Genomic DNA, 22,350 nt, shown 5'->3' on the forward strand with positions numbered 1-22,350 from the left:
CGCAGACAAATAATCGGTAGGATACCAATTACCCTACCGATTATTTGTCTATTCTGTCAGGATTTCTTCATTTAGAGATACTCTGAAGGGGTCAAAGCCTCTTGATAAATGGCAATGACATCAGATTCTGTCAACGGTACGTAGGCATTTGTCGCAATTGAACTAAATGCTACTGCTTGTTTGGCCATTTCTTCAAAATGACGATCATCTTCGATCCCCACTTCTGGTAAAGTCATTGGGATCCCACAAGCAAGGAAGAAATCGTATAACTTTTGAATCCCCATCCGAGCTGCCATTTCTGGGACCGCTTCTTCTACTTGGAATACTTCACGGGCAAAGCGAGCCAACTTAGGTGCTGTTGTCTCATTCAACACATGAAGCATCCAGCGGGGCGTCAAGATGGCTAAGCCGATCCCATGAGTAATATCATAAAAAGCACTCAACTCATGTTCCATTGGATGGCACGACCACGCACCGGCTTTCCCACTACCTGTCAACCCATTTAACGCCAATGTACTTGCCCACATCAAGTTTGCCCGAGCATCATAGTCATCTGGGGTATCCAAAGCAATCGGCAAGTTTGTGATTACCGCTTTCAACAGCCCTTCTGCGATGCCGTCTTGTACATCCGTATTCTCTGTTGTACTAAAGTAGTTTTCGATCAGATGACTCATAATATCTGCAGAACCAGCCGCTGTTTGATAGCGATTGACGCTAAAGGTCCAGGTGGGATCTAAGAAAGAAACCTTCGGCAAGAAATTAGGACCGTGGACCCCTAATTTTTGTTTCGCTGTAAGGTTCGTGATAACTGCTCCCCGATTCATTTCACTACCAGTTGCAGCTAATGTCAAAACCGTAACTAATGGCAATGCTGGCCCTTGGTAGCTGCGTTTAGTCACTAAAGTCCAAGGATCTTCCTCACTGCAAGCAGCACCTGCGATCACTTTGCTGCAATCAATCACGGAGCCGCCTCCGACTGCAAGAATCACATCAATTTTTTCAGTGCGGCAGAGTTCTGCCCCTTTTGCTACTGTTTCAATCCGAGGGTTTGGTTCAACTCCTGCTAATTCTGTTACTTGATTGTCATTGTTTTGCAATTGCGCCATGACTTGATCATAAAGTCCGCTTTTTTTGATACTGCCGCCGCCATAGACCAATAGGACATTTTTTCCGAAAGTATTCAATACTTCCGGCAACTCATTTAACCGATCTTTCCCAAAACGTATATCCGTTGTCACCTGAAAAGTAAAATTATTCATGCTCCAACCTCCTTTTCTTTAATTAAACCATTTTCGTCCAAAAGTGCAACTATTCCAACTAGCTAGAAAGATTCAATCAATCATTTAACAAAAAATCACTTTCTGACTGGCTCCCATTGTCTAAGGAGTCAATCAGAAAGCGATACAGGAATAAAAAATTTTTTGTAGGCTGTAGGATAAGAAAAAGGATTAGGAGATAGCTGTTTCTAAGCCAACTTTGATCATATCATTGAATGTTGTTTGTCTCTCTTCCGCTGTTGTTTCTTCTCCAGTGATGATATGATCACTGACTGTGCAGATCGCTAAGGTCTGTACGTGGAATTTTGCTCCTAAATAGTAAAGCGCAGCGGCCTCCATCTCAACACCTAATACACCAAGATCAGCCAATTCCACTGTTTCTGCCATATCATCTTTATAGAAAGTATCTTCCGATAAAATGTTCCCAACGTGGGTGGTAAAGCCGGATGCAATCGCTGTATCATACGCTTTACGCAACAAGTCGAAATCTGCGATTGGCGGAAAATGAAAACTTTGAAAGTTCTTTGCTACCATGGAAGAACTTGTCGCTGCAGCTTGGGCGATCACTAAGTCCCGAACATGAACATCTTTAGAAATCGCGCCACAAGTGCCGACACGAATCAATTTTTTTACGCCATAAGAATTGATCAATTCATGGGCATAAATGGTCGCAGAAGGCATCCCCATACCAGTTCCTTGTACTGATACTCGCTCACCTTTGTAGACACCGGTATAACCGAGCATCCCTCGGACATTGTTATAACAGATCGGGTCTTCTAAAAATGTTTCTGCAATGTATTTTGCGCGTAGAGGATCGCCAGGTAATAAAATCTTATCAGCAATCTCGCCAGCTTTTGCTTCAATATGAACGCTCATCTTTTCGCTCCTTTTCTACTTCTCTTTTATGCTCTTTTTTTAGGGTTTGCTTGTTTTACAGATTCGCTAAAGTTTCTTTGATCAGCGCTTTAAATTCGGCTTTGACCCGTTCTGTTGTCTCTACGACTTCTTCATGGTTCAGGCTTGCTTGCATACCAGCAGCTAGATTGGTGATACATGAAACGCCCAACACTTTCAAGCCACTATGAACAGCTACGATTACCTCAGGAACCGTCGACATACCCACAGCATCTGCACCGATCGTACGAGCAAATCGAATTTCAGCAGGTGTTTCATAAGTCGGCCCAGAAAAGCCCATGTAAACTCCTTCTTTTAAGTGGAGACCTTTTGTTTCTGCAATTTGTTTTGCTGTTTCCCGGTAGCTTGGATGATAAGCCTGGCTCATATCAGGGAATCGTGGTCCCATTTCTTCTTCGTTAGCCCCAATCAATGGATTGTCCCCCATGAAATTGATTTGATCCGTGATCAACATCAAATCACCAGGTTGGAAACTTTCATTCACTCCACCGCATGCGTTCGTCACAACAAGTGAATGTGCTTCAAGGGCCGCCATTACTCGAACAGGGTAAGTAACTGTCTGCATGGAATGTCCTTCATAGTAATGGAAACGACCTTGCATCGCCAATACTTTTTTTCCAGATAATGTACCATAAACTAGTTGTCCGGCATGCCCGACGACTGTTGAAACTGGAAAATGAGGGATATCGTTATAAGGCAGCACAATTGGATTTTCAATCTCATCTGCTAATTCACCTAATCCTGAACCTAAGATCAAACCAAAATCAATAGATCCTACCCCTTTTTCCTTGATGAATGTCGTTGTTTCCTGCAATTTCTCATGTAATGTTGTCATTTCTCCACCTCTAATTTAAATGATTTAAGAAGCTTTCCCCATTTTCTGTTGCCGGTACTGCAAAGTTTTCTGCAATTGTTGCTGAAATATCGGCATAATGGCCTTGGGGTAGTTGGCCTTGTCCTTTAAATTGTTTGCTGTAAACCAATAATGGTACATATTCTCTTGTATGATCAGTCCCAGTAAAGGTTGGATCATTTCCGTGATCGGCTGTGATCATTAATAAATCATCGTCAGCCATGGCATCCAGAATCTCTGGGATTCTTAAATCGAAATCTTCAATGGCATGAGCATAACCGACAACATCCCGGCGATGGCCGTAAAGCGCATCGAAATCAACTAAATTAGTAAAACTTAGGCCGGTAAAGTCTTGCTTCATCACATTCAATAGCTGATCCACACCATCCATATTGCTCTTTGTTCTTACTGAATCAGTGATTCCTTGACCATTGAAGATGTCATTGATCTTTCCGACAGCGATGACGTCTTTGCCAGCATCTTTCAACGAATCCAACACTGTGTGTCCAAAAGGATCCAGTGCATAGTCATGCCGGTTGCTTGTCCGGGTGAAGTTTCCTGGTTCACCAACATAAGGGCGAGCAATGATGCGGCCGATCATATATGGTTCATCTTTGGTAATATCACGCACATATTGGCAAATGCGGTACAATTCTTCCAACGGAATGATTTCTTCATGAGCTGCAATTTGCAAGACTGGATCGGCAGACGTATAAACGATCAAATCGCCTGTTTTCATTTGGTGTTCACCGTAATCATCAATGACTGCTGTACCGGAATAAGGTTTGTTGCAGACGATTTTACGTCCAGAAAATTCTTCGATTTGTTGCAGCAATTCTTGAGGAAATCCGTCAGGAAACACACGAAACGGTTTTTGAATATTCAAACCCATGATTTCCCAGTGTCCAGTCATGGTATCTTTTCCGACAGAGATTTCTTCTAGTTTCGTTGCATAGCCGTCATGGTCTGCTACATTTTTGACACCATCCAGCGGTCGGATCGTACCAAGACCTAACTGTTCCAAATGAGGAATCGTCAATCCAGCTTCTTTGGCGATATGTCCTAATGTATCAGAACCAACGTCACCAAATTTTTCTGCATCGGGCGCTTCACCGATACCTACAGAATCCATTACGATCAAATGTACACGTTTAAACATTCTTTTCCCTACTTTCTTTTATTGTTATTCTTTTCTTATCATACTAGAAATAAGAAAGATTTGCCTTTAAGGATGTTTGAGATATTGGGTTTCTTGCTGCTACACACAAAAAAGGGCAGGGCACAGCAACACAAACATGTCCCATAGCCCCACCCTTTCATACAGAAAAAATTATTTAGATTTGATGTAGTTCTTACCGTTAGCTTTAGGTCCTGCCGCTTTCCCAAGGAACAGCACTAGAACAATAATTGTTAACGCATATGGTGCTGCTTGTAGATAAACCGCTGGAATGGAGGAAATGATTGGCAATTGTCCGCCAACGATACTGATGTTTTGCGCAAAGCCGAAGAAAATTGCAGCGCCCATCGCACCTAACGGATTCCATTTACCAAAGATCATTGCTGCCATTGAGATAAACCCTTGACCGGCAATCGTTGTTACAGCAAAACGTCCAGCGATTGATTGGGCAAATAACGCGCCACCCATTCCGCCTAGGAAACCGGAGATCAACACGCCAGAATAGCGCATCACATAGACATTGATTCCTAAGGTATCTGCTGCCTGAGGGTGTTCACCCACGGAACGTAGCCGTAAGCCAAATCGTGTTTTAAAGATGACAAACCAAGCAATCACAGAAATCAAGATCGCAAAGTAAGCAGGTAAAAACGTTTGGTTAAAGAAGACTGGACCAATCACAGGAATATCACGCAACACAGGAAAATTGAAATACCCTAATGTTTGTTGAATATTGTCTGTTTGCCCTTTGTTGTAGATGGCTTTAACTAAGAAGACAGCCAGCGCTGGCGCCATCAAATTCATTACGGTACCACTGATAATGTGATCTGCTCTAAAGTTGATGGTGGCTACAGCATGCAGCAGTGAGAAGGCCATTCCTACTAACCCGCCGACTAGCATTCCTAACCAAGGTGTCCATGCACCAAATTGTGACGCAAATTCAATATTGAAAACGATCGAACTGAAGGCACCCATCACCATGATTCCTTCAAGACCTACGTTAACGATCCCGCTTCGCTCTGAGAAAACGCCGCCCAGTGCAGTCAGGATCAATGGTGCAGCATAAATCAACGTTTGTGTGACGATCGAAGAAATTAAACTGATATTCATTAGATGGTTCCTCCTTCCTGATCTTGATTATTTGGCTTTGCTTCAATTTCTTGGACAACAGCGACTTCCTTTTTGCCATCAAAGATTTTAGCTAATACAAAACGAATCACGTAGCTGATCGCAACGAAGAAGATGATGATCGCAATGTCGACATCAACAAGTTCTGAAGGAATCCCTGCAAACTGCATTCCTTGTCCGCCCAGTTTAAGAACACTGAACAGCAATGCAGAAAGTAAAATCCCAATCGAAGACCCGCTGCCTAATAATGAGACTGCCATCCCATCAAAACCAATACTCAATGACGAACCTTGAACGAAGAAGTTTTCAAAAGTTCCCAAACCTTGAACGACGCCACCTAATCCAGCTAATGTTCCAGAGATGATCATTGAAATAATGATTGTCCGTTTGCTGCTCATCCCAGCATACTCAGATGCGGTTGGATTCAAACCAACTGCTCGAATCTCATAACCTAACGTTGTTTTCTTCATCATGAACCAAATCAACACGAGGAAGATCAGTGCCATGAAAATACCAATGTTTAACCGGGAATTGTTGGTCAAATTTGCTAAGAAAGGTGTTTGTAAAGAGGCATTGTCGCCTACCATTTTGGTCACACCTTTTGTTGTGATCATGGATTCATTCATGACGTTATTGACGATATGATTTCCTGTATACAATAAAATATAATTCATCATAATAGTTACGATAACTTCACTCGTACCAAAGAAGGCACGTAAGATACCTGGAATAGCTGCAGCAATTGCACCACAGGCTGCCCCTACAAGAATAGCGGTAGGCAACACGATGATTCGAGGAGCATCTGGCATAGACAATGCGACCCAGATACTTGCTACCCATCCTGCTAATGCTTGTCCAGAAAGACCGATATTAAAGAATCCTGCAGAATTCGCTACTGCGAATCCTAAAGCTGTAAAAATCAGTGGACCAGCTGTAACGAAAATCTCACCAATATTTCTAGCATTCAATCCGCCGTTTTGACCATTGATAAATACGGTACGGAACATTTGAAGATACCCATCGATTGGGCTGTAGCCAAATGCCGCCATGATGATTCCACCAAGGATAAAACCAAGCAGAACAGCAATGATCGGCACAAGCAGGTTCCGAATTTTTTCTTTGCGGTTATTCAACAGAACCACCTACTTCCTCCATTTGTAGCTCGCGTCGGGCTTCTTCTAATGAATAACCCGCCATTAGTAATCCGAGTTCTTTTTCTGATGTCTCTTTCGGATCAACGACGCCAACAATCTCACCAGCATGGATAACGGCGATTCGGTCTGATACGTTCAAAATCTCATCTAATTCGAAGCTGACTAACAAGACAGCTTTGAATTTGTCCCGCTGTTCGATCAAACGTTTATGGATAAACTCAATTGCGCCTACGTCTAAGCCCCGTGTTGGGTTCGCTACGATCAAAAGATCCGGATCACGGCTGATTTCCCGTGCAATAATCGCCTTTTGCTGATTCCCGCCAGAGAGGGCACGAGCAGGAACAATCTCATTGACTGTACGGACATCAAACTCTTGGATCAATCCACGGGCAAATTCATTCATTTCCCCGTAGTCCAGCACGCCATAATTGCTCAGCGGTTTTTGATAATACGTTTGTAAAGCAATGTTTTCTGAAAGCATCATGTCTAGAACCAATCCATATTTATGACGGTCTTCCGGCACATGCCCGACACCTGCCTCCGTTACTTTACGAGGTTTGAAATTTGTAATGTCGTCACCATTCAATAAGACTTTGCCGCTTTCGGATTTTCTTAATCCTGTGATTGCCTGTAGCAATTCCGACTGTCCGTTGCCATCGATTCCGGCAATCCCCAGAACTTCCCCAGCCCGCACTTCCAAACTTAAGCCTTTAACAGCCTCTAGGCCGCGATTTTCTTTTACAACTAAGTTTTCGATAGACAGGACGACTTCTTTTGGTTCTGCAGGTTTTTTCGGTGTTTTGAAGGAAACAGAACGACCAACCATCATATCTGCCAATTGCTGTGACGTTACGTCTTTGACATTGACTGTACCTATTCCTTTGCCTCGGCGAATCACTGTACAACGGTCCGCTACTGCTTTGATTTCATCCAACTTATGAGTAATCAAAATGATGGATTTTCCTTCCCGAACAAGTCCTCTCATAATGACAATCAATTCTTCGATTTCTTGTGGTGTCAGTACTGCAGTTGGTTCATCAAAAATCAGTACATCTGCACCCCGGTATAATGTTTTTAGAATCTCCACACGCTGTTCCATCCCGACTGAGATGTCTCGCACATAAGCATCTGGGTCAACCGATAAGCCATATTGCTCAGAAACCCGTTTGATTTCTTTGCGGGCTTTTTTACGGTCCAACACACCCAATTTATTTGGTTCGCTTCCTAAAATGATATTTTCCGTGACAGTAAACGCGTCAACCAGCATAAAATGCTGATGGACCATACCAATGCCAAGTTTATTAGCTGCTGTAGGGCTAGTAATATTCACTTTCTCCCCATTCATCAAGATATCGCCTGATGTCGGTTCTAACAAACCTGACAGCATATTCATCAAGGTCGACTTGCCAGCTCCGTTTTCCCCAAGCAATGCGTGGATTTCTCCCGGCCTTACTTGTAAGTTGACATCGTCATTGGCTTTGAAGGTTCCAAACTCTTTGGTGATATGGCGCATTTCTACAACATATTTTTCTTCAGCCAAGTTTCTCACATCCTTACTTTCTAATTCGCTCTCACACTCAGTGACACAACAATTTTTAATACAAATAAATGCTATTGCTTAGGATGGTTATTATCCTCATGAAAACTCAACAGCTTTCATCAAGACATTAACCACTAAAGATGTATTAGCAAGACGAGCATCTGAACGATAGCGAATCGCTCAACTCTACTATCGTTCAGAATTTCTTGTCTTTTTTTTTCATTGTTTAAAAAAACTTGCTTATTTTTCTGGTTTTTCTGGCACTTCAACTTTGCCATCGATCACATCTTGTTTTGCTGTTTCGATCGCTGCTTTTGCATCATCTGATAAGAAACCTTCAGTGATATCTACACCGCCGTCTTTCAAACCATAAACGATGTGTTCGCCGCCAGGGAAGTTATCTTCTAATGCACGTGTTGAAATATCTTGTACGGCTGCGCCTACACCTTTAAGTGTTGAAGCCAATGTGAAGTTGTCTTCTTTGCCGTCTTTTGTTTTGTATGCACCTTCGTCTTGTTGGTCGCTATCTACACCGATAACCCAAACTTTTTTGTCTGCAAGGTCAGCTTCGTTCAATTGTTCATTGATTGCTTTTGCTTCTTGGAAGACACCAGCACCAGTACCACCTGAAGCATGGAAGATTACGTCAACGCCGCCTTGGTACATTGAAGCTGCTAGGGCTTTCCCTTTTGCAGGGTCACCAAATGATGCTGCATATTGAGAATCAATTTTAATCTCTTTGCCTAATGCTTTAGAAGCATCTTCGACACCTTTGATAAAACCAGCTTCAAAACGGTCGATTACGACACCTTCTTCACCGCCGATAAAGCCAACTTTGTTTGTTTTTGTTGTATAAGCTGCTGCAAAACCAGCTAAGTAAGCTGCTTCGTTGTCTTTGAAGGTTGCAGAAACAACATTGTCTTTGCCTTCGATGACATCATCGATAATCCCAAATTGAGTATCAGGGTTTTGTGCTGCAGCTGCTTCAATTGAATCTTTCAATAGGTAACCGACACCAAAAATCGTTTTGAATCCGTTTTGGACAGCACCATTTACGTTTGTTGTATATTCTGAAGCTTCATTTGATTGAACGTAGTCATATCCACCAACACCGCGAGCGATGTTATGTTCTTTCCCCCAAGCTTCCAAACCTTCCCAAGCAGATTGGTTGAATGAACGGTCATCTACACCACCGATATCGGTAACGATTGCTACACTGTGTGCTGCATCTGTTTTGCCGTCTGCAGAACCGCCGCCTGTTGAATCAGTCGAACCTGACTTTCCTCCATTGCCACATGCACCAAGTAGTGTCAACCCAGCCACTGCAACAATTCCTAAACTAAATAATTTTGCTTTTTTCATTGCTGTAAAGCCCCCTATAAAATAGTTTTTATTTTTCAACAGCCGCTTCGACTGAATGAACATGGTTTATAGATCTTTGTTCGTAAAATAATATGGCAGCAACCCTTCGACAGTTGTCTCTTTGATTATACCATCGTCTCCCACAAGAGTGACTGGCATATCCGGCTGACAGAACTCAACCATTACTTGGCGGCAGGCGCCACAAGGTGAGATAGGCTCTGGCGTATGACCAGCAACAACTAAGTGTTGAAAGTCTTTTTCGCCTTCTGAAATTGCTTTGAAAAATGCGGTGCGTTCCGCGCAATTCGTTAAGCCAAACGAAGCATTTTCGATATTGATGCCTTGATAGATGGTTCCTTTTTTGGTGACCAAGCAGGCCCCAACTGGAAATTTAGAATAAGGAACGTAAGCTTTGTCTAATGCGGCAACTGCCGTTTCGATCCACTCTTTTTTCGCTTTTGTCATGATGAACCTCACTTTATTGAATTAGTAGCCAGCCCCCGTTGACCCTGTAACGATTGCTACACTTGCACTGGTTCCTAAACGATTTGCTCCTGCTTCGACCATTGCTGCTGCTTCTGCTTCGTTATGGATGCCGCCAGATGCTTTCACACCCATTTCAGGGCCCACTGTTTCACGCATCAGTTTGACATCAGCAACAACCGCTCCGCCAGTAGAGAATCCTGTCGATGTTTTGACAAAATCAGCTCCTGCTGCTTTCGCTAATTCACAGGCCTTTACGATTTCTTCATTGTCTAAAAGTGCTGTTTCAATAATGACTTTCACTAATGCTTTGTCTTTAGCTGCTGCAACAACCGCTTCGATATCCGCTTGAACTTTTTTGAACTGTTTTGATTTCAAGGCACCAATATTAATGACCATATCCACTTCATCGGCACCATTCTTGATGGCATCTGCCGTTTCATAAGCTTTGACTTCTGATGTATTGGCACCTAAAGGAAAGCCGATCACGGTACAAACAGCCGTCGGTTCACCTTTTAATTCTTCTGCTGCCAAAGCTACCCAAGTAGGATTGATACAGACAGAATAAAAGTGATAGGTTTTTGCCTCTTCAATGATGCGCAAGACATCTTCTTTTGTTGCATCTGCCTTTAAAATAGTGTGGTCGATCATGCGATTTAATTCCATTCCACTCGCTCCTTATTCTGTAATGATTTCATGGATCAACGGTGGCTCACCGCCGCTTTCTCCGATTTCAATATTTTGATAGATCAATTCGATGACATCATCGATGGCTTCTGTGTTGCTGTAGATCGTTAACAGTGCTTCACCTTGCTCAACAGACTCTCCCACTTTTTTATGCAGTTTGATTCCTACTGCGTGATCGATGTCTTCTTCTTTGGTTTTGCGGCCGGCACCTAACATCATAGCTGCGATGCCTAGTTCATTGGCAACGATCTTAGTTACGACGCCAGAAGTTTTTGCTGGTAATGCTCTTTGATAATTGGCAGTCAAGATTTGGCTTGGATCATCGATCACTGAATCATCGCCACCTTGATTACGGATCATTTCACGAAATTTAGCCAACGCTTTACCAGAGTGCAGTGCCTCTTCCAATAATGCGCGTGCTTCTTCCAACGATTCTGCTTTTTGGGCTAAAACAACCATTTGGCTGCCTAATGCATAGCACATTTCTTCTAAATCAGCTGGACCGTTTCCTTGCAATGTTTCAATAGCTTCCACTACTTCCAAACTATTTCCAATGGCTTCGCCTAATGGCTGTGACATATCTGAGATCACAGCCATTGTCTGACGGTTCGCTAATTTGCCAATCCGAACCATCGTTTGTGCTAAGCGTTTGGCATCCTCAATTTTCTTCATGAAAGCACCGTCACCAGTCGTCACATCTAACACGATGGCATCCGCACCTGCTGCGATTTTCTTACTCATGATCGAGCTAGCGATCAATGGAATCGAGCTTACGGTCGCTGTGACATCCCGCAACGCATATAATTTTTTGTCTGCAGGGGCCAAATCCCCCGACTGACCGATAACCGCCACTTTGCTTTCGTTTACGAGGCGAATAAACTCTTCTTCTGCAATCTCAATCTGAAACCCGGGAATTGATTCTAATTTATCCAGCGTACCGCCTGTGTAACCAAGTCCACGACCAGACATCTTGGCAACTGGCACACCAACACTTGCTACTAGTGGTGCTAGAATCAACGTGGTAGTATCACCGACACCCCCTGTTGAATGTTTATCTACTTTGATGCCTTCGATTGAAGAAAGATCAATGACTTCACCAGAATTTGCCATAGCTAAAGTTAGGTTTGTGATTTCTTCATCGGACATATCCACATAAAAAATAGCCATCAACAAAGCACTCATCTGATAATCTGGAATACTTCCTTCAGTATACGCAGTTACAATGTAGTCGATCTCTTCCTTTGTCAATGACTTACCGTCACGCTTTTTTTCAATTAAATCCACCATTCGCATCAAAATGACCCTCGCTTCCTCTGACATTATACAATATTTTTCTTGTAGGTAAACCACTTTAGTAAAACGGTTTACTATATAAAACAAAACTATGAAAACACTTACAATTGGAAATATACCGCACTATTTCGCAATTGTCAATGCCTTCACGCTCTCACGAAGAATTAATTTTGTATCAAAAATCTTATTTGGAATTCTTCGAGAAGGAAACTCGATGGCGTCTACCAAAAATTTCGCTGCCGTAAAGCCAATCTCAAAGGTTGGCTGCATCACCGTGGTCAATGGTGGTGTGATGTATTCCGTTAGCTTCAATGCGTCAAAACCAATCACAGAAATATCCTCGGGCACTTTTTTCCCTGCTTCATAGATTGCTTGATAACAGCCGATCGCCATAGCATCATTCCCACAAAAAATAGCCGTAAGCTCGCGGTATTTCAATAATTTCTTGCAGGCATCGTATCCGCCGGTCACTGTTAACTCAGCCGACTCCACGTAACGCCCTTTAAACGGGATCTGATGATCTTTCAACGCATGACGATAACCATTGAAACGTTCTTCCAATTGATAATAACCAGTACTTTCTTTTAGCATACCGATGTTTTGATGGCCATTATTGATCAGATAGCTGACTGCTTGATAAGCGCCTTCGTATTCTTTCACAATCAAACGGCCATTGTCTCTTTGATTGATTCCCCGATCGACGAGAATAATTGGTCGGTCATCAAAAAAACCGCTCTTCAATGAATACTCGTCAGGCAGCTGATGCGGTGTTGCCAAAAGAATACCATCCACTGATCGATGAGACAGCTCTCTCAAATATTGTATTTCTTTTTCTTGGCTATGTCGGGAGTTACACAATACCAGCATATACCCCAATGGATTGAAATAGCTTTCTGCTCCTTCAATGATTTTAGAAAAGAAAAAATCCGTAACGTCAGGAACAATCATACCGATCGTTTTTGAGTGGCGATTGATTAGATTCGAAGCAAAAAAATCTGGCTTATAATGGTGCTTATTAACGATATCCAGTACCCGTTTGCGGGTTTCTTCACTGAAACGGCTACCTTTATTGTTCAGAATTTGCGAAACAGTAGTTACAGATACCCCTGCCATTTCAGCAATCTGCTTGATTGTCAGTTTCATTTACTTCTCACCTCTTTCTTGCCTAAAGTGTAGCAAATTTTTTCTAAAAAAAATAGCACCCCTTGCTTTCTTCCAAAATTTTCTTTTTACAAGGGTTAAAAAACAGCTCCATTCCTTAAATAAATCGACAAAAGAAAACAAAAAATAAAAGACCAGCGATTCTAGGCAGCTCCTAGCAAATGATCGTGGTCTTTAAAAAACAGGTAAACCTATTGTGAACGTGAAAAACGTCTGCTTTGCGCGCTTATTCTTTGTAGCTTTGAATAATATAATACCCTTTGTCTTTTTTGATGATTTCGGCATTACCAAAGGTTTGTTGCATTTTCTTTTGGGCACTGGGGGCACCTTGTTTCTTTTGAATCACGATCGTTAATGTGCCGCCCGTTTTCAATAGCGGCAGAGCCCCTGTCAAGATCTCATGAACAACCTCTTTGCCTGCCCGAATAGGTGGATTGCTAAGAATTGCTGCGTATTCGCCTTGATGCAAGGTTTCGTAAATGTTTGAGGCATGAATGTCGGCATTCTCGATGCCATTTCGTTTCGCATTGCCTTGGGCAAGATCAACCGCCCGCTGGTTGATATCGATCATTTCCACTGGACGCTGGGATGCATAAGCCAATGACAACCCGATCGGTCCATAGCCACACCCCACATCCAAAATCGTTCCCTCTGGTAAATCCGCCCATTCAAAGGCATCAATCAGTACGCGAGAGCCATAATCGACGGTCTCCCGGGAAAATACCCCACTATCTGTCACAAACTGAAATTTCTTTCCTTTTAACTCAAAAGACCATTGTTCAAAATCATGTGCTGTTTCCGGATTTTCTGTATAATAGTGATTTCCCATCTTTGTTCACCCTTTTTTCTTTTAACTAGCGATAGTTCTCGCTTTATCTGTTTGACAATCAAAAGCATTTCATTTGCTGACTCTTTTCCATGATACCGAAATTCCTGCAGAAGTAAACTCCCGATAATCGTTTCCTCAATGAATCTTAGATAATTTTCGTTTCTTTGCCAACGATTTTTCCTGGTTTTTTTATAAGTTCCTGCCATTTCTATGGTAAAATATTTCCGAGCAGCAACCAGATACAGAAAATCAGCCTTTTCTGAAGGCCAAGTACCGGTCTGCAAAGATAGACAGGTTCTATATGAAGGAGTCGAACATGCAAGAAACCATGAATTTTTATCAAATTCCTCGGGAGCAATGGCAAGGCTTTTACACCAATGGCATGATGCCTTTCACTCAAGAAGAATTAGACAATATCAAAAGTTTGAATGACCGCATCTCGGTCCAAGATGTCGAAGATGTTTACGTGCCACTGTGCCATCTGATCCACCTTTATATGAAAGAATTTGAATCTCTCACGTTAAGTAAAGGACTTTTCTTGCATCGTTATGTCAAAATGCCGCCATTCATTATTGGCATTGCCGGCAGTGTCGCTGTTGGTAAAAGCACAACGGCGCGTTTGGTTCAAAACCTGTTGAGCCGGCTTTTCCCTCGGCGCACCGTGCAACTGATTACTACTGATGGCTTTTTGTACCCAAACGAGGTTCTAGAAGCACGAGGGATCTTGGATCGAAAAGGATTCCCTGAAAGTTATGACATGGAAGCATTGATCAATTTTTTGAACGCGGTGAAGTCTGGAGAATCTGAAATCAAGATCCCCGTTTACTCTCATGAAGTTTATAATATTATTCCGGATACGTTTGAAATCATCAATCAGCCAGATATTTTGATCGTTGAAGGAATCAATACATTACAGCTGCCCGCAAACCAGCAGATTTATGTCAGTGATTTCTTCGACTTTTCGATTTTCGTGGATGCGCAGCCCGATCTGATCGAAAAGTGGTATTTAGAGCGTTTTGAATCTCTTTTGGATACGGCTTTTCAAAAACCAAACAATTATTACTATCAGTATGCGATTGGCGACCGCGGTGAAGCAATCAAAATGGCAAAAGAAGTATGGAAAAATGTGAATTTAAAGAATTTACACGAGTATATCTTGCCTACACGCAGCAGAGCCGATATAATTCTCCATAAAACAAAGCACCATTCAATCGATGAAGTATTCTTGCGAAAATATTGACTGCTTCATTATTCACCCTTATGCTGTTGAAAAGGAATCTTCCTTTTTTCAATAAAACTAAAAGAATAGAGGTAATTTATTGTGACAAACGTTGACAACATGCCAAACGTTGAAAAAATTATCGTACTCGATTACGGTAGTCAGTACAATCAACTGATCACCCGACGTATTCGTGAGTTCGGTGTTTTCTCAGAGTTATTGAGCCACCGCATTACTGCTGAAGAAGTAAAGGCAATGAATCCTAAAGGGATCATCCTTTCTGGCGGTCCAAACAGTGTGTATGATGAGAAGGCATTTGGTATTGATGAAAAGATTTTTGATTTGGGGATCCCCGTGTTAGGAATCTGTTACGGTATGCAGTTGATTACTTATAAATTAGGCGGAAAAGTTGAACCAGCCAAAAACCGCGAATACGGTAAAGCAGAATTGGAAGTCACTTCTGCCGATGCTGCTCTTTTCCAAAATACACCTGTGAAACAAACAGTTTGGATGAGTCATGGCGATTTAGTTACCCAAGCGCCAGCAGGTTTTGACGTCGTTGCCACCAGCAAAGACTGTCCAATTGCTTCTATCCAACATGCAGAGCGCAAAATGTATGGTATCCAATTCCATGCCGAAGTTCGTCATTCCGAATATGGCAATGATTTGTTGCGTCACTTTGCAATCGATGTTTGCCAATGTACAGGCGACTGGACAATGGACAACTTCATTGATATGGAGATCGCTAAGATCCGCGAACAAGTGGGTGATAAGAAAGTCTTATTAGGTCTATCCGGCGGTGTTGATTCTTCTGTCGTTGGTGTTCTCTTACAAAAAGCGATTGGTGACCAATTAACGTGTATCTTTGTTGATCATGGTCTATTGCGTAAAGGAGAAGCCGAACAAGTCATGGAAAGTCTTGGCGGAAAATTCGGCTTGAATATTATCAAAGTTGATGCCAAAGAGCGTTTCCTATCCAAATTGGCTGGTGTTTCTGATCCAGAAGAAAAACGCAAGATCATTGGGAATGAATTCGTTTATGTCTTTGATGACGAAGCAACCAAGCTGGCCGGTGAAGAAGGCGTGTCTTTCCTTGCACAAGGGACCCTTTATACCGATGTGATCGAATCAGGAACAGAAACAGCACAAACGATCAAATCTCACCACAACGTAGGCGGTCTGCCTGAAGATATGCAATTCAAATTGATCGAACCATTGAACACATTGTTCAAAGACGAAGTTCGTGAATTAGGAACCCAATTAGGCATGCCCGACAGCATCGTATGGCGTCAACCATTCCCAGGACCAGGTCTAGGTATCCGTGTTCTTGGCGAATTGACTGAAGAAAAATTAGAGATCGTCCGTGATTCAGATGCCATCTTGCGAGAAGAAATTGCCAATGCTGGATTGGATCGCGACATTTGGCAATACTTCACTGTCCTACCAGGTATCCGCTCTGTAGGTGTAATGGGTGATGGCCGTACGTACGATTACACTGTTGGCATCCGTGCAGTCACTTCCATCGATGGCATGACCGCTGACTTTGCCCGCATCCCATGGGAAGTCTTACAAAAAATCAGCGTCCGTATCGTGAACGAAGTCGCACACGTCAATCGAATCGTGTATGATATTACGAGTAAGCCACCTGCAACTGTGGAGTGGGAATAAAGAGCCAACATAATATGGATGAGGAATACCTATAAATCAACATTATTCAATTACTAAAGTTCCTGATTTTCGTAAAAAATAAGATGGTTTCCTACCATTTTCCCTACCAAAGCCCTTGTTAGATTAACTACTAACAAGGGCTTTGCTTTTATTCACTACCTTTATTTTCCTATTGAATTAGCTTTTTATCTAATCAGATTTTTAGTACTATAAATATATATATCAGATTTTTCGATTTAAAAGATCTGGTAAAAAGAACTTTCTTGTACTCAATATCATTTCGTAATTATATTAATTTGAAACAGAATAAAAGTCTCTACTCAGATTCTCAAGAAAGAAGAATGAATTGAGACTATTTAAGTTTCAGAATACTCTTTTAAACTTCCGGTATGTTATGAATAGTTCTAATAAATACTATTCTAATGATTGAGTTTCTTTATTGCTAAAGCTAGGCAGCCAATCAAGCCCGCATTGTCAGCAAGCATTGGAGTTAGTAGGTATTCTTCGAGAGTAGGGGTATCCACGTAGGAACCCATTTTTTCTTTAAACGCTTGGCGAATCAACTCGAGTAGTTGTGGCTGTTTCATTACACCCCCACCTAAAATTATTACTTCCGGTGCATATAGTAAAGTTGTGTTATACACACACTGAGCAAGATAATCTGCCTCAATCGCCCAATAAGGATGATCAAATGAAATGGTTTGGGCTTTTCTTCCAAACCGTTTTTCAATCGCGGGTCCTGAGGCTAACCCTTCCAAACAATCATGATGAAAAGGACAGATCCCTTCAAATTGATCTTCATTATGACGTTGTAAGAGCATATGTCCCATTTCAGGATGACTGAAACCTGCGACTATTTTTCCATCGACTACAGCACCACCACCAACACCAGTACCAACGGTGTAATACAGAACACTATTTTTACCTTTTCCATAACCTGCCATATATTCTCCATAACAAGCAGCATTTACATCGGTAGTCCAATAGATGGGAACCGACAAGGCGTTTTCCAAAGCTCCTACAAAATGATAATTTTGCCAAGCTACCTTCGGAGTGTTGGTGATATATCCGTAAGTTCTTGATTCGATTTGAATATCAATAGGCCCAAATGCTCCTACACCAATTGATGCGATATTTCCTTTGTACTTATCAAAGAAATCAAACACTTGCTTCATCGTTTCTTCTGGTGTTGTGGTTGGAAAGCTTTTCCGTTCTATCACTTGTAATTGTTCATTACCAATCCCACAGACAAACTTTGTTCCACCAGCTTCTATTCCACCATATAACATTTTATCTACACCTTTCATTCACTCATTTTCAAAAAAAGAAACGTATTTGCACTAAGCAAAATCGTTTCTCACTAAAGGTTTCGTTGTGCCACCTTCGCCAAATTCAATCGGCAATACGGTACGTTTTTCTACTGTCTCTCCATTAATGACAGCAATTAATTTTGCCACTGCCACTTCCGCCATTTGCTTTGTAGGTTGGGCAATCGTTGAGACTAGATAAGGATCTCCTTCTGTCATCTTTTGACCATCAAATCCGATAACTTGGACATCCTCTGGTACGTTTTTCCCTATTTTTTCAAGCATATCAATGACAGCTAATGCCATTGGATCGTTGATCGTAAAAATACCATCGATATCGGGATTCTCTAACAAAAAATTTGTTACACGTTCTGAGAGATGGTCTAAAGGTTCTAACATATCTAACGCTTTATAGGAAATCCCCAATTGACGGCACTCGATCTCAAAATATTTTCGACGACTCTTCGTTTCATTCGGTGTTTCTTGGTACCCACCGATATATGCTACATTCTGACATCCTCGGCGATAAAGTTCATTTGCAGCCAAACGTCCACCGGCCGCATTGTCAGCGGTCACATAAATCACTTCTTCAGTAAAATAACGGTCAATACTAACAAAAGGCAGATTACTCGAAATGTATTCATCGATATCTGAATAAGTAATTCCAATGATGCCGTCTACTTTATTTTGGCTGACCATCTGGATATATTCTTGTTCTTTTTCACTATTCCCACTGGAGTTACACAAATAAAGCTTGTAGTTTTGTCTTTCTAATGCTGTTTCTACATGGTAGGCAAATTCGCCAAAAAATGGATGCCATACAGTGGGTAGAATCAAAGCAACCGTGTTCGTATGCTTCATCTTTAACCCCCGGGCATAAAAATCTGGTTGATAGTTTAACTCTGTCATTGCTGCTTCAACTTTTTCTCTAGTAGAAGCTTTAACAGAGCCGTTATTCAATACCCGGGAAACAGTTCCTACTCCGACACCTGCTAATTTTGCGACATCTTTCATTGTTGCTTTCATAGTTGATCCCTCACATTTCTGCACAAGTTTAGTATAATGAATTTTGTCATAAATTACTAATTTTTTCAAAATACTAATAGCAAATCCATGGGAAATCTAGCTATCTGTTCTTTTCTAAAAACATTATCCTTCAAAACCTATTAAATAATTGATTCATCGCCTAAGCAATCAAACATTTATTTCACACTAGCTGTTTCAAAAGCTTGAATACGACTTTCTCCGATCGAATGAAACAAGATATCTCGAGCTTTTTCCAGCTCATAGAAAGTAGCCGTCATAACTTCTAACCCATTAATAAAAACTTCAATTGATGAGGTATCTCTAAAAATCTCAAGAACGAGCTGATTATCAATCAAAGGTACTTCAACTTTTCGGACATTCAGAGGGTCTTCTTCCGCCCCTGTAAGCTCTCTTCCTAGTTTCTGACGATCCAATTCAAAAACCTGTGTAGCAGTGTCATAGGCTAGTTTGAGACAATCCGTCTTAGACCGCAGTAATTCAATTGTAAAAACTTCTGCTTTCTCCAAATCTGCGACTAGATGTAAATATGAAGAATCCGACAGTGCGTTTCGAAATACGACTGATGTGTCAGTCACTGCGATATTTTCACTGCCTTGTTGATAAACTAAATGACTATATATAGTTGAGATGGGTTTTTGTACCAATCGATTTTTTTTCACTCTTAACTCTCGGGGCAAACTCATAGAGCCTGCCCAAAGATGGCCTAACTCATGTGTAGGCAATGTACGATCCCACATCTGCATCCAAGCAATCATCACCCGTCCACCATTAGGTTCTGTTGTTGTTTGTGGTGCATAAAAATCCATTCCGAAATCCATTTCATGGAAATTATCAACTATCATCTGACCTGTTTCCCAGTTTACCTCACCAATACAAGCCATGGTAGAACTGATATTATGATATTCCAGTCCGTTCTTCTTGATTTGTATCGGTGACATGATTAAGACATCTCGTCCGTCTAAATGGAATAAATCAGGACATTCCCACATTATTCCTTGCTCTGAAGTCCCTTCTAGCAACACAGAGTAAAAGTGCCAAGTATACAAATCTGACGATTGAAACATCACTATTCTACCAGTAGACTGTGTAGATTTAGTAGCTACTACCATATAGTAAACATCGTTGTGAACAATTACTTTAGGGTCACGAAATTCTTGTATCAGCCCATTTTCACCTAGTTGTTTTTCTGCTACCACAGGATTACCATTGTATTTGCTAAAATGAATACCGTCTTCAGAGACCGCCAAACATTGATGCTGATGGCTAATACCATCAATTTCTTGGCACCCTGTATAAAATAAATATAGTTTTCCGTCTCTTTCAATTGCACTTCCTGAGAAACACCCGCCACTATCATAAGGTTGATCTGGGGCTAACGCTACTGGTAGATCTTCCCAATGGACCAAATCACTACTGCGCGCATGTCCCCAATGCATAGGCCCCCATCGACTATCGTAAGGATAGTATTGATAGAAGAGATGGTAATGCCCTTTGTAATATATAAACCCATTGGGGTCATTTATCCACCCGACGGGTGCGGAAAAATGATAGTTTTGTCGATACTGAGGGTTAACTTTTCCTCGCATCACTTCAATAAATCGATTTGCTTTATCCAAAATCGCCGTTTCTTCTACTAACACTTATTGTGCTCCCTTCAAAAAATTATCATAGCCAGTTTGTTTTATTTGAATCCATTCTTCCAAACCTACACGTTCCAATTCAGCAAGGTATTCTTCCCATTCTTCATCGATTTTACCGCCGGTGATCCACTCTGCTCTTTTGCGATAGATGTAATCCCACATATCTGTTTCAATTTTTGCTAATCGATCTGTTTCTTCTTTTTCTAAAAAGACACGTGGATAGATATTGTCTTCTGTAATATATGGCAAATACGTGTCATGCATCAAATCTAAACGCCACTTCGCATCATCTGGCATAGTAGTGATTGTGCCGTAATAGGAATCAAGAACTGCTAATGGTCCTCCAGCTTCGGTTTTTTGTCTTAGTTCCCCCGGTGCTGTCCCCTCTAAAGGCAAATGTTTTAACATACCATCCTTTAATTCAAAAATATTGGCCTGTGCTTCATCACCGTAGGTTCCCCAGTTATTTTGGACAGACTGTAACGGTTCATACATTTTATCTATCCACCTAGCTGTAAGTTCCAAGTTTTTATTCGCACTAGTAATTACGAAACGATCTCTTGAGAAACCCATGCCATTCGTACGAGTAACGTGTTTCGTTCCATCTGGTCCCGCTAAGACTCGCAAGACGTCATAACTATCATCTGCACCCGTGATATTTGCTTTATCCCAAGTAAAATACACGCCATACTTATGTTCCTTCCCTTTGGCAACATACGTATTCCAATCTTGTTCGAAAGCCTCTTTATCAATAAGACCTTTATTATTCATTTCATTGAAATATTTGATGGCTTCTTTATACCCTTCTTTGTTAGCAGTAAATTGTACCTGGCCATCGTTATCAACGACTAAGTGGTCATCATTATCACCTAGACCGAATGCCCCCATTAAAAATTTTAAGTCTTCATTTCCTCCATTGTTAATAAAGCTAAAAGGAATTTCATCTGCTTCACCATTACCATTTGGATCTTGCGTCTTGAAAGCCTCCAACACAGTCATCAACTGATCGGTGGTTTGCGGCATTTCAAGACCCAAATTATCCAACCACTCCTTGTTGATCCAAGCCATCCCATTCACTGTATGGATCGACTCTTTTCCTTCCCCTAATTCTTCAATCCAAGGCAGAGAGTAAATGTGACCATCAGGTGCAGTAGACATTTGTCGGTATTCGGGATTTTCATCAAAAATTTTCTTCAGATTTGGCATATAATCTTCGATCAAATCTTCAATCGGTACAATAACGCCACTTTCCGCCCAGTTTAATAAATCATAGTCACTTGCAGCGGCGTTGAAGATGGCATCTGGTAAGTCCCCACTAGCGATATCTAAATTTCTTTTTTCGACAAAATCACTACTGTAGTTTGTCCAATCAATATGGAGATTGGTCTCTTCTTCTAACCGTTGGAAAATCAATTTGTCATTAGGATCATTGGGAGCCAAAGGGGCACTTTGAGACATCATTTTTAAAGATACTTTTTCTTTCAATGGAAAAGAGACATTTTCTAGTTCATAATCAGGGCTTGATGTACTCTTTTCTTTTGAGCCTCCACAAGCCCCCAAAATTAGTACGGAAGTAAAAACGATTGGCAGCATCCATTTTGCTTTCATCTTAA

At 41.4% G+C, this 22,350-nt stretch carries 19 protein-coding genes; 2 read left to right on the forward strand and 17 right to left on the reverse strand.

Annotation, left to right across the window (positions count from 1 at the left end; all coding sequences use genetic code 11):
• Positions 1-71: 71 nt before the first annotated feature.
• The 13 genes from EGX73_RS04065 to EGX73_RS04125 form a co-directional block, all read right to left on the reverse strand.
• Complete coding sequence (locus tag EGX73_RS04065; RefSeq protein ID WP_003127948.1) at positions 72-1,259, reverse strand: iron-containing alcohol dehydrogenase; 1,188 nt, start codon at positions 1,257-1,259, stop codon at positions 72-74.
• A 189-nt stretch (positions 1,260-1,448) separates the two neighbouring features.
• A complete protein-coding gene (gene deoD, locus EGX73_RS04070) occupies positions 1,449-2,153 on the reverse strand; it encodes a purine-nucleoside phosphorylase (RefSeq protein ID WP_003127946.1) in 705 nt (234 codons plus the stop codon).
• A gap of 55 nt (positions 2,154-2,208) precedes the next feature.
• The gene (locus EGX73_RS04075; RefSeq protein WP_005470023.1) at positions 2,209-3,027 is read right to left on the reverse strand and encodes a purine-nucleoside phosphorylase; all 819 of its coding nucleotides are present in this window, start codon (positions 3,025-3,027) and stop codon (positions 2,209-2,211) included.
• Positions 3,028-3,037: 10 nt separating this feature from the next.
• The gene (gene deoB / locus EGX73_RS04080; RefSeq protein WP_005470022.1) at positions 3,038-4,204 is read right to left on the reverse strand and encodes a phosphopentomutase; all 1,167 of its coding nucleotides are present in this window, start codon (positions 4,202-4,204) and stop codon (positions 3,038-3,040) included.
• A gap of 171 nt (positions 4,205-4,375) precedes the next feature.
• Positions 4,376-5,329 carry an ABC transporter permease gene (locus tag EGX73_RS04085; RefSeq protein ID WP_003127943.1) on the reverse strand — a complete coding sequence of 318 codons (954 nt, stop codon included), beginning with the start codon at positions 5,327-5,329 and terminating at the stop codon, positions 4,376-4,378.
• Positions 5,329-6,480, reverse strand: a complete 1,152-nt coding sequence (locus EGX73_RS04090; RefSeq protein WP_021150638.1) for an ABC transporter permease — start codon at positions 6,478-6,480, stop codon at positions 5,329-5,331. The genes EGX73_RS04085 and EGX73_RS04090 overlap by 1 nt, the downstream gene beginning before the upstream one ends.
• Positions 6,473-8,041: an ABC transporter ATP-binding protein gene (locus tag EGX73_RS04095; protein WP_003127941.1), complete on the reverse strand. Its 1,569-nt coding sequence runs from the start codon at positions 8,039-8,041 to the stop codon at positions 6,473-6,475. Before EGX73_RS04095 ends, EGX73_RS04090 begins: the two co-directional genes overlap by 8 nt.
• A gap of 240 nt (positions 8,042-8,281) precedes the next feature.
• Entirely contained in the window at positions 8,282-9,403 is a 1,122-nt protein-coding gene (locus tag EGX73_RS04100; RefSeq protein ID WP_003127940.1) for a BMP family protein, read from the reverse strand.
• A 66-nt stretch (positions 9,404-9,469) separates the two neighbouring features.
• On the reverse strand, positions 9,470-9,868 hold the full coding sequence (locus tag EGX73_RS04105) for a cytidine deaminase (RefSeq protein ID WP_003127939.1): 399 nt from the start codon (positions 9,866-9,868) through the stop codon (positions 9,470-9,472).
• A gap of 21 nt (positions 9,869-9,889) precedes the next feature.
• A complete protein-coding gene (gene deoC / locus EGX73_RS04110) occupies positions 9,890-10,552 on the reverse strand; it encodes a deoxyribose-phosphate aldolase (protein WP_005470021.1) in 663 nt (220 codons plus the stop codon).
• 12 nt (positions 10,553-10,564) lie between these two features.
• Positions 10,565-11,866: a pyrimidine-nucleoside phosphorylase gene (locus EGX73_RS04115; RefSeq protein ID WP_003127936.1), complete on the reverse strand. Its 1,302-nt coding sequence runs from the start codon at positions 11,864-11,866 to the stop codon at positions 10,565-10,567.
• Positions 11,867-11,989: 123 nt separating this feature from the next.
• Positions 11,990-13,009, reverse strand: coding sequence for a LacI family DNA-binding transcriptional regulator (locus tag EGX73_RS04120; RefSeq protein ID WP_003127935.1), 1,020 nt, complete (start codon positions 13,007-13,009; stop codon positions 11,990-11,992).
• A 244-nt stretch (positions 13,010-13,253) separates the two neighbouring features.
• Positions 13,254-13,856: a class I SAM-dependent methyltransferase gene (locus EGX73_RS04125; protein WP_003127934.1), complete on the reverse strand. Its 603-nt coding sequence runs from the start codon at positions 13,854-13,856 to the stop codon at positions 13,254-13,256.
• 316 nt (positions 13,857-14,172) lie between these two features.
• Here EGX73_RS04125 and coaA point away from each other — a divergent pair, with 316 nt between their 5' ends.
• Positions 14,173-15,096: a type I pantothenate kinase gene (gene coaA, locus EGX73_RS04130; RefSeq protein ID WP_003127932.1), complete on the forward strand. Its 924-nt coding sequence runs from the start codon at positions 14,173-14,175 to the stop codon at positions 15,094-15,096.
• Between the two features lie 81 nt (positions 15,097-15,177).
• A complete protein-coding gene (guaA, locus tag EGX73_RS04135; RefSeq protein WP_003127931.1) occupies positions 15,178-16,743 on the forward strand; it encodes a glutamine-hydrolyzing GMP synthase in 1,566 nt (521 codons plus the stop codon).
• Positions 16,744-17,162: 419 nt separating this feature from the next.
• Here guaA and EGX73_RS04140 read toward each other — a convergent pair whose 3' ends face one another.
• The 4 genes from EGX73_RS04140 to EGX73_RS04155 all read right to left on the reverse strand — a co-directional run bounded on the left by EGX73_RS04140 (position 17,163) and on the right by EGX73_RS04155 (position 22,345).
• On the reverse strand, positions 17,163-18,032 hold the full coding sequence (locus EGX73_RS04140) for an ROK family protein (protein WP_123866747.1): 870 nt from the start codon (positions 18,030-18,032) through the stop codon (positions 17,163-17,165).
• Positions 18,033-18,083: 51 nt separating this feature from the next.
• Positions 18,084-19,076 carry a LacI family DNA-binding transcriptional regulator gene (locus EGX73_RS04145; RefSeq protein ID WP_015510589.1) on the reverse strand — a complete coding sequence of 331 codons (993 nt, stop codon included), beginning with the start codon at positions 19,074-19,076 and terminating at the stop codon, positions 18,084-18,086.
• Positions 19,077-19,252: 176 nt separating this feature from the next.
• On the reverse strand, positions 19,253-20,737 hold the full coding sequence (locus tag EGX73_RS04150) for a glycoside hydrolase family 32 protein (RefSeq protein WP_123866748.1): 1,485 nt from the start codon (positions 20,735-20,737) through the stop codon (positions 19,253-19,255).
• Entirely contained in the window at positions 20,738-22,345 is a 1,608-nt protein-coding gene (locus EGX73_RS04155; RefSeq protein ID WP_043951840.1) for an ABC transporter substrate-binding protein, read from the reverse strand. It lies immediately after the preceding gene.
• Positions 22,346-22,350: the final 5 nt, after the last annotated feature.

Origin of the sequence: Enterococcus sp. FDAARGOS_553, from assembly GCF_003812305.1 — a bacterium.
Taxonomy (GTDB): Bacteria; Bacillota; Bacilli; order Lactobacillales; family Enterococcaceae; genus Enterococcus_D; species Enterococcus_D gallinarum.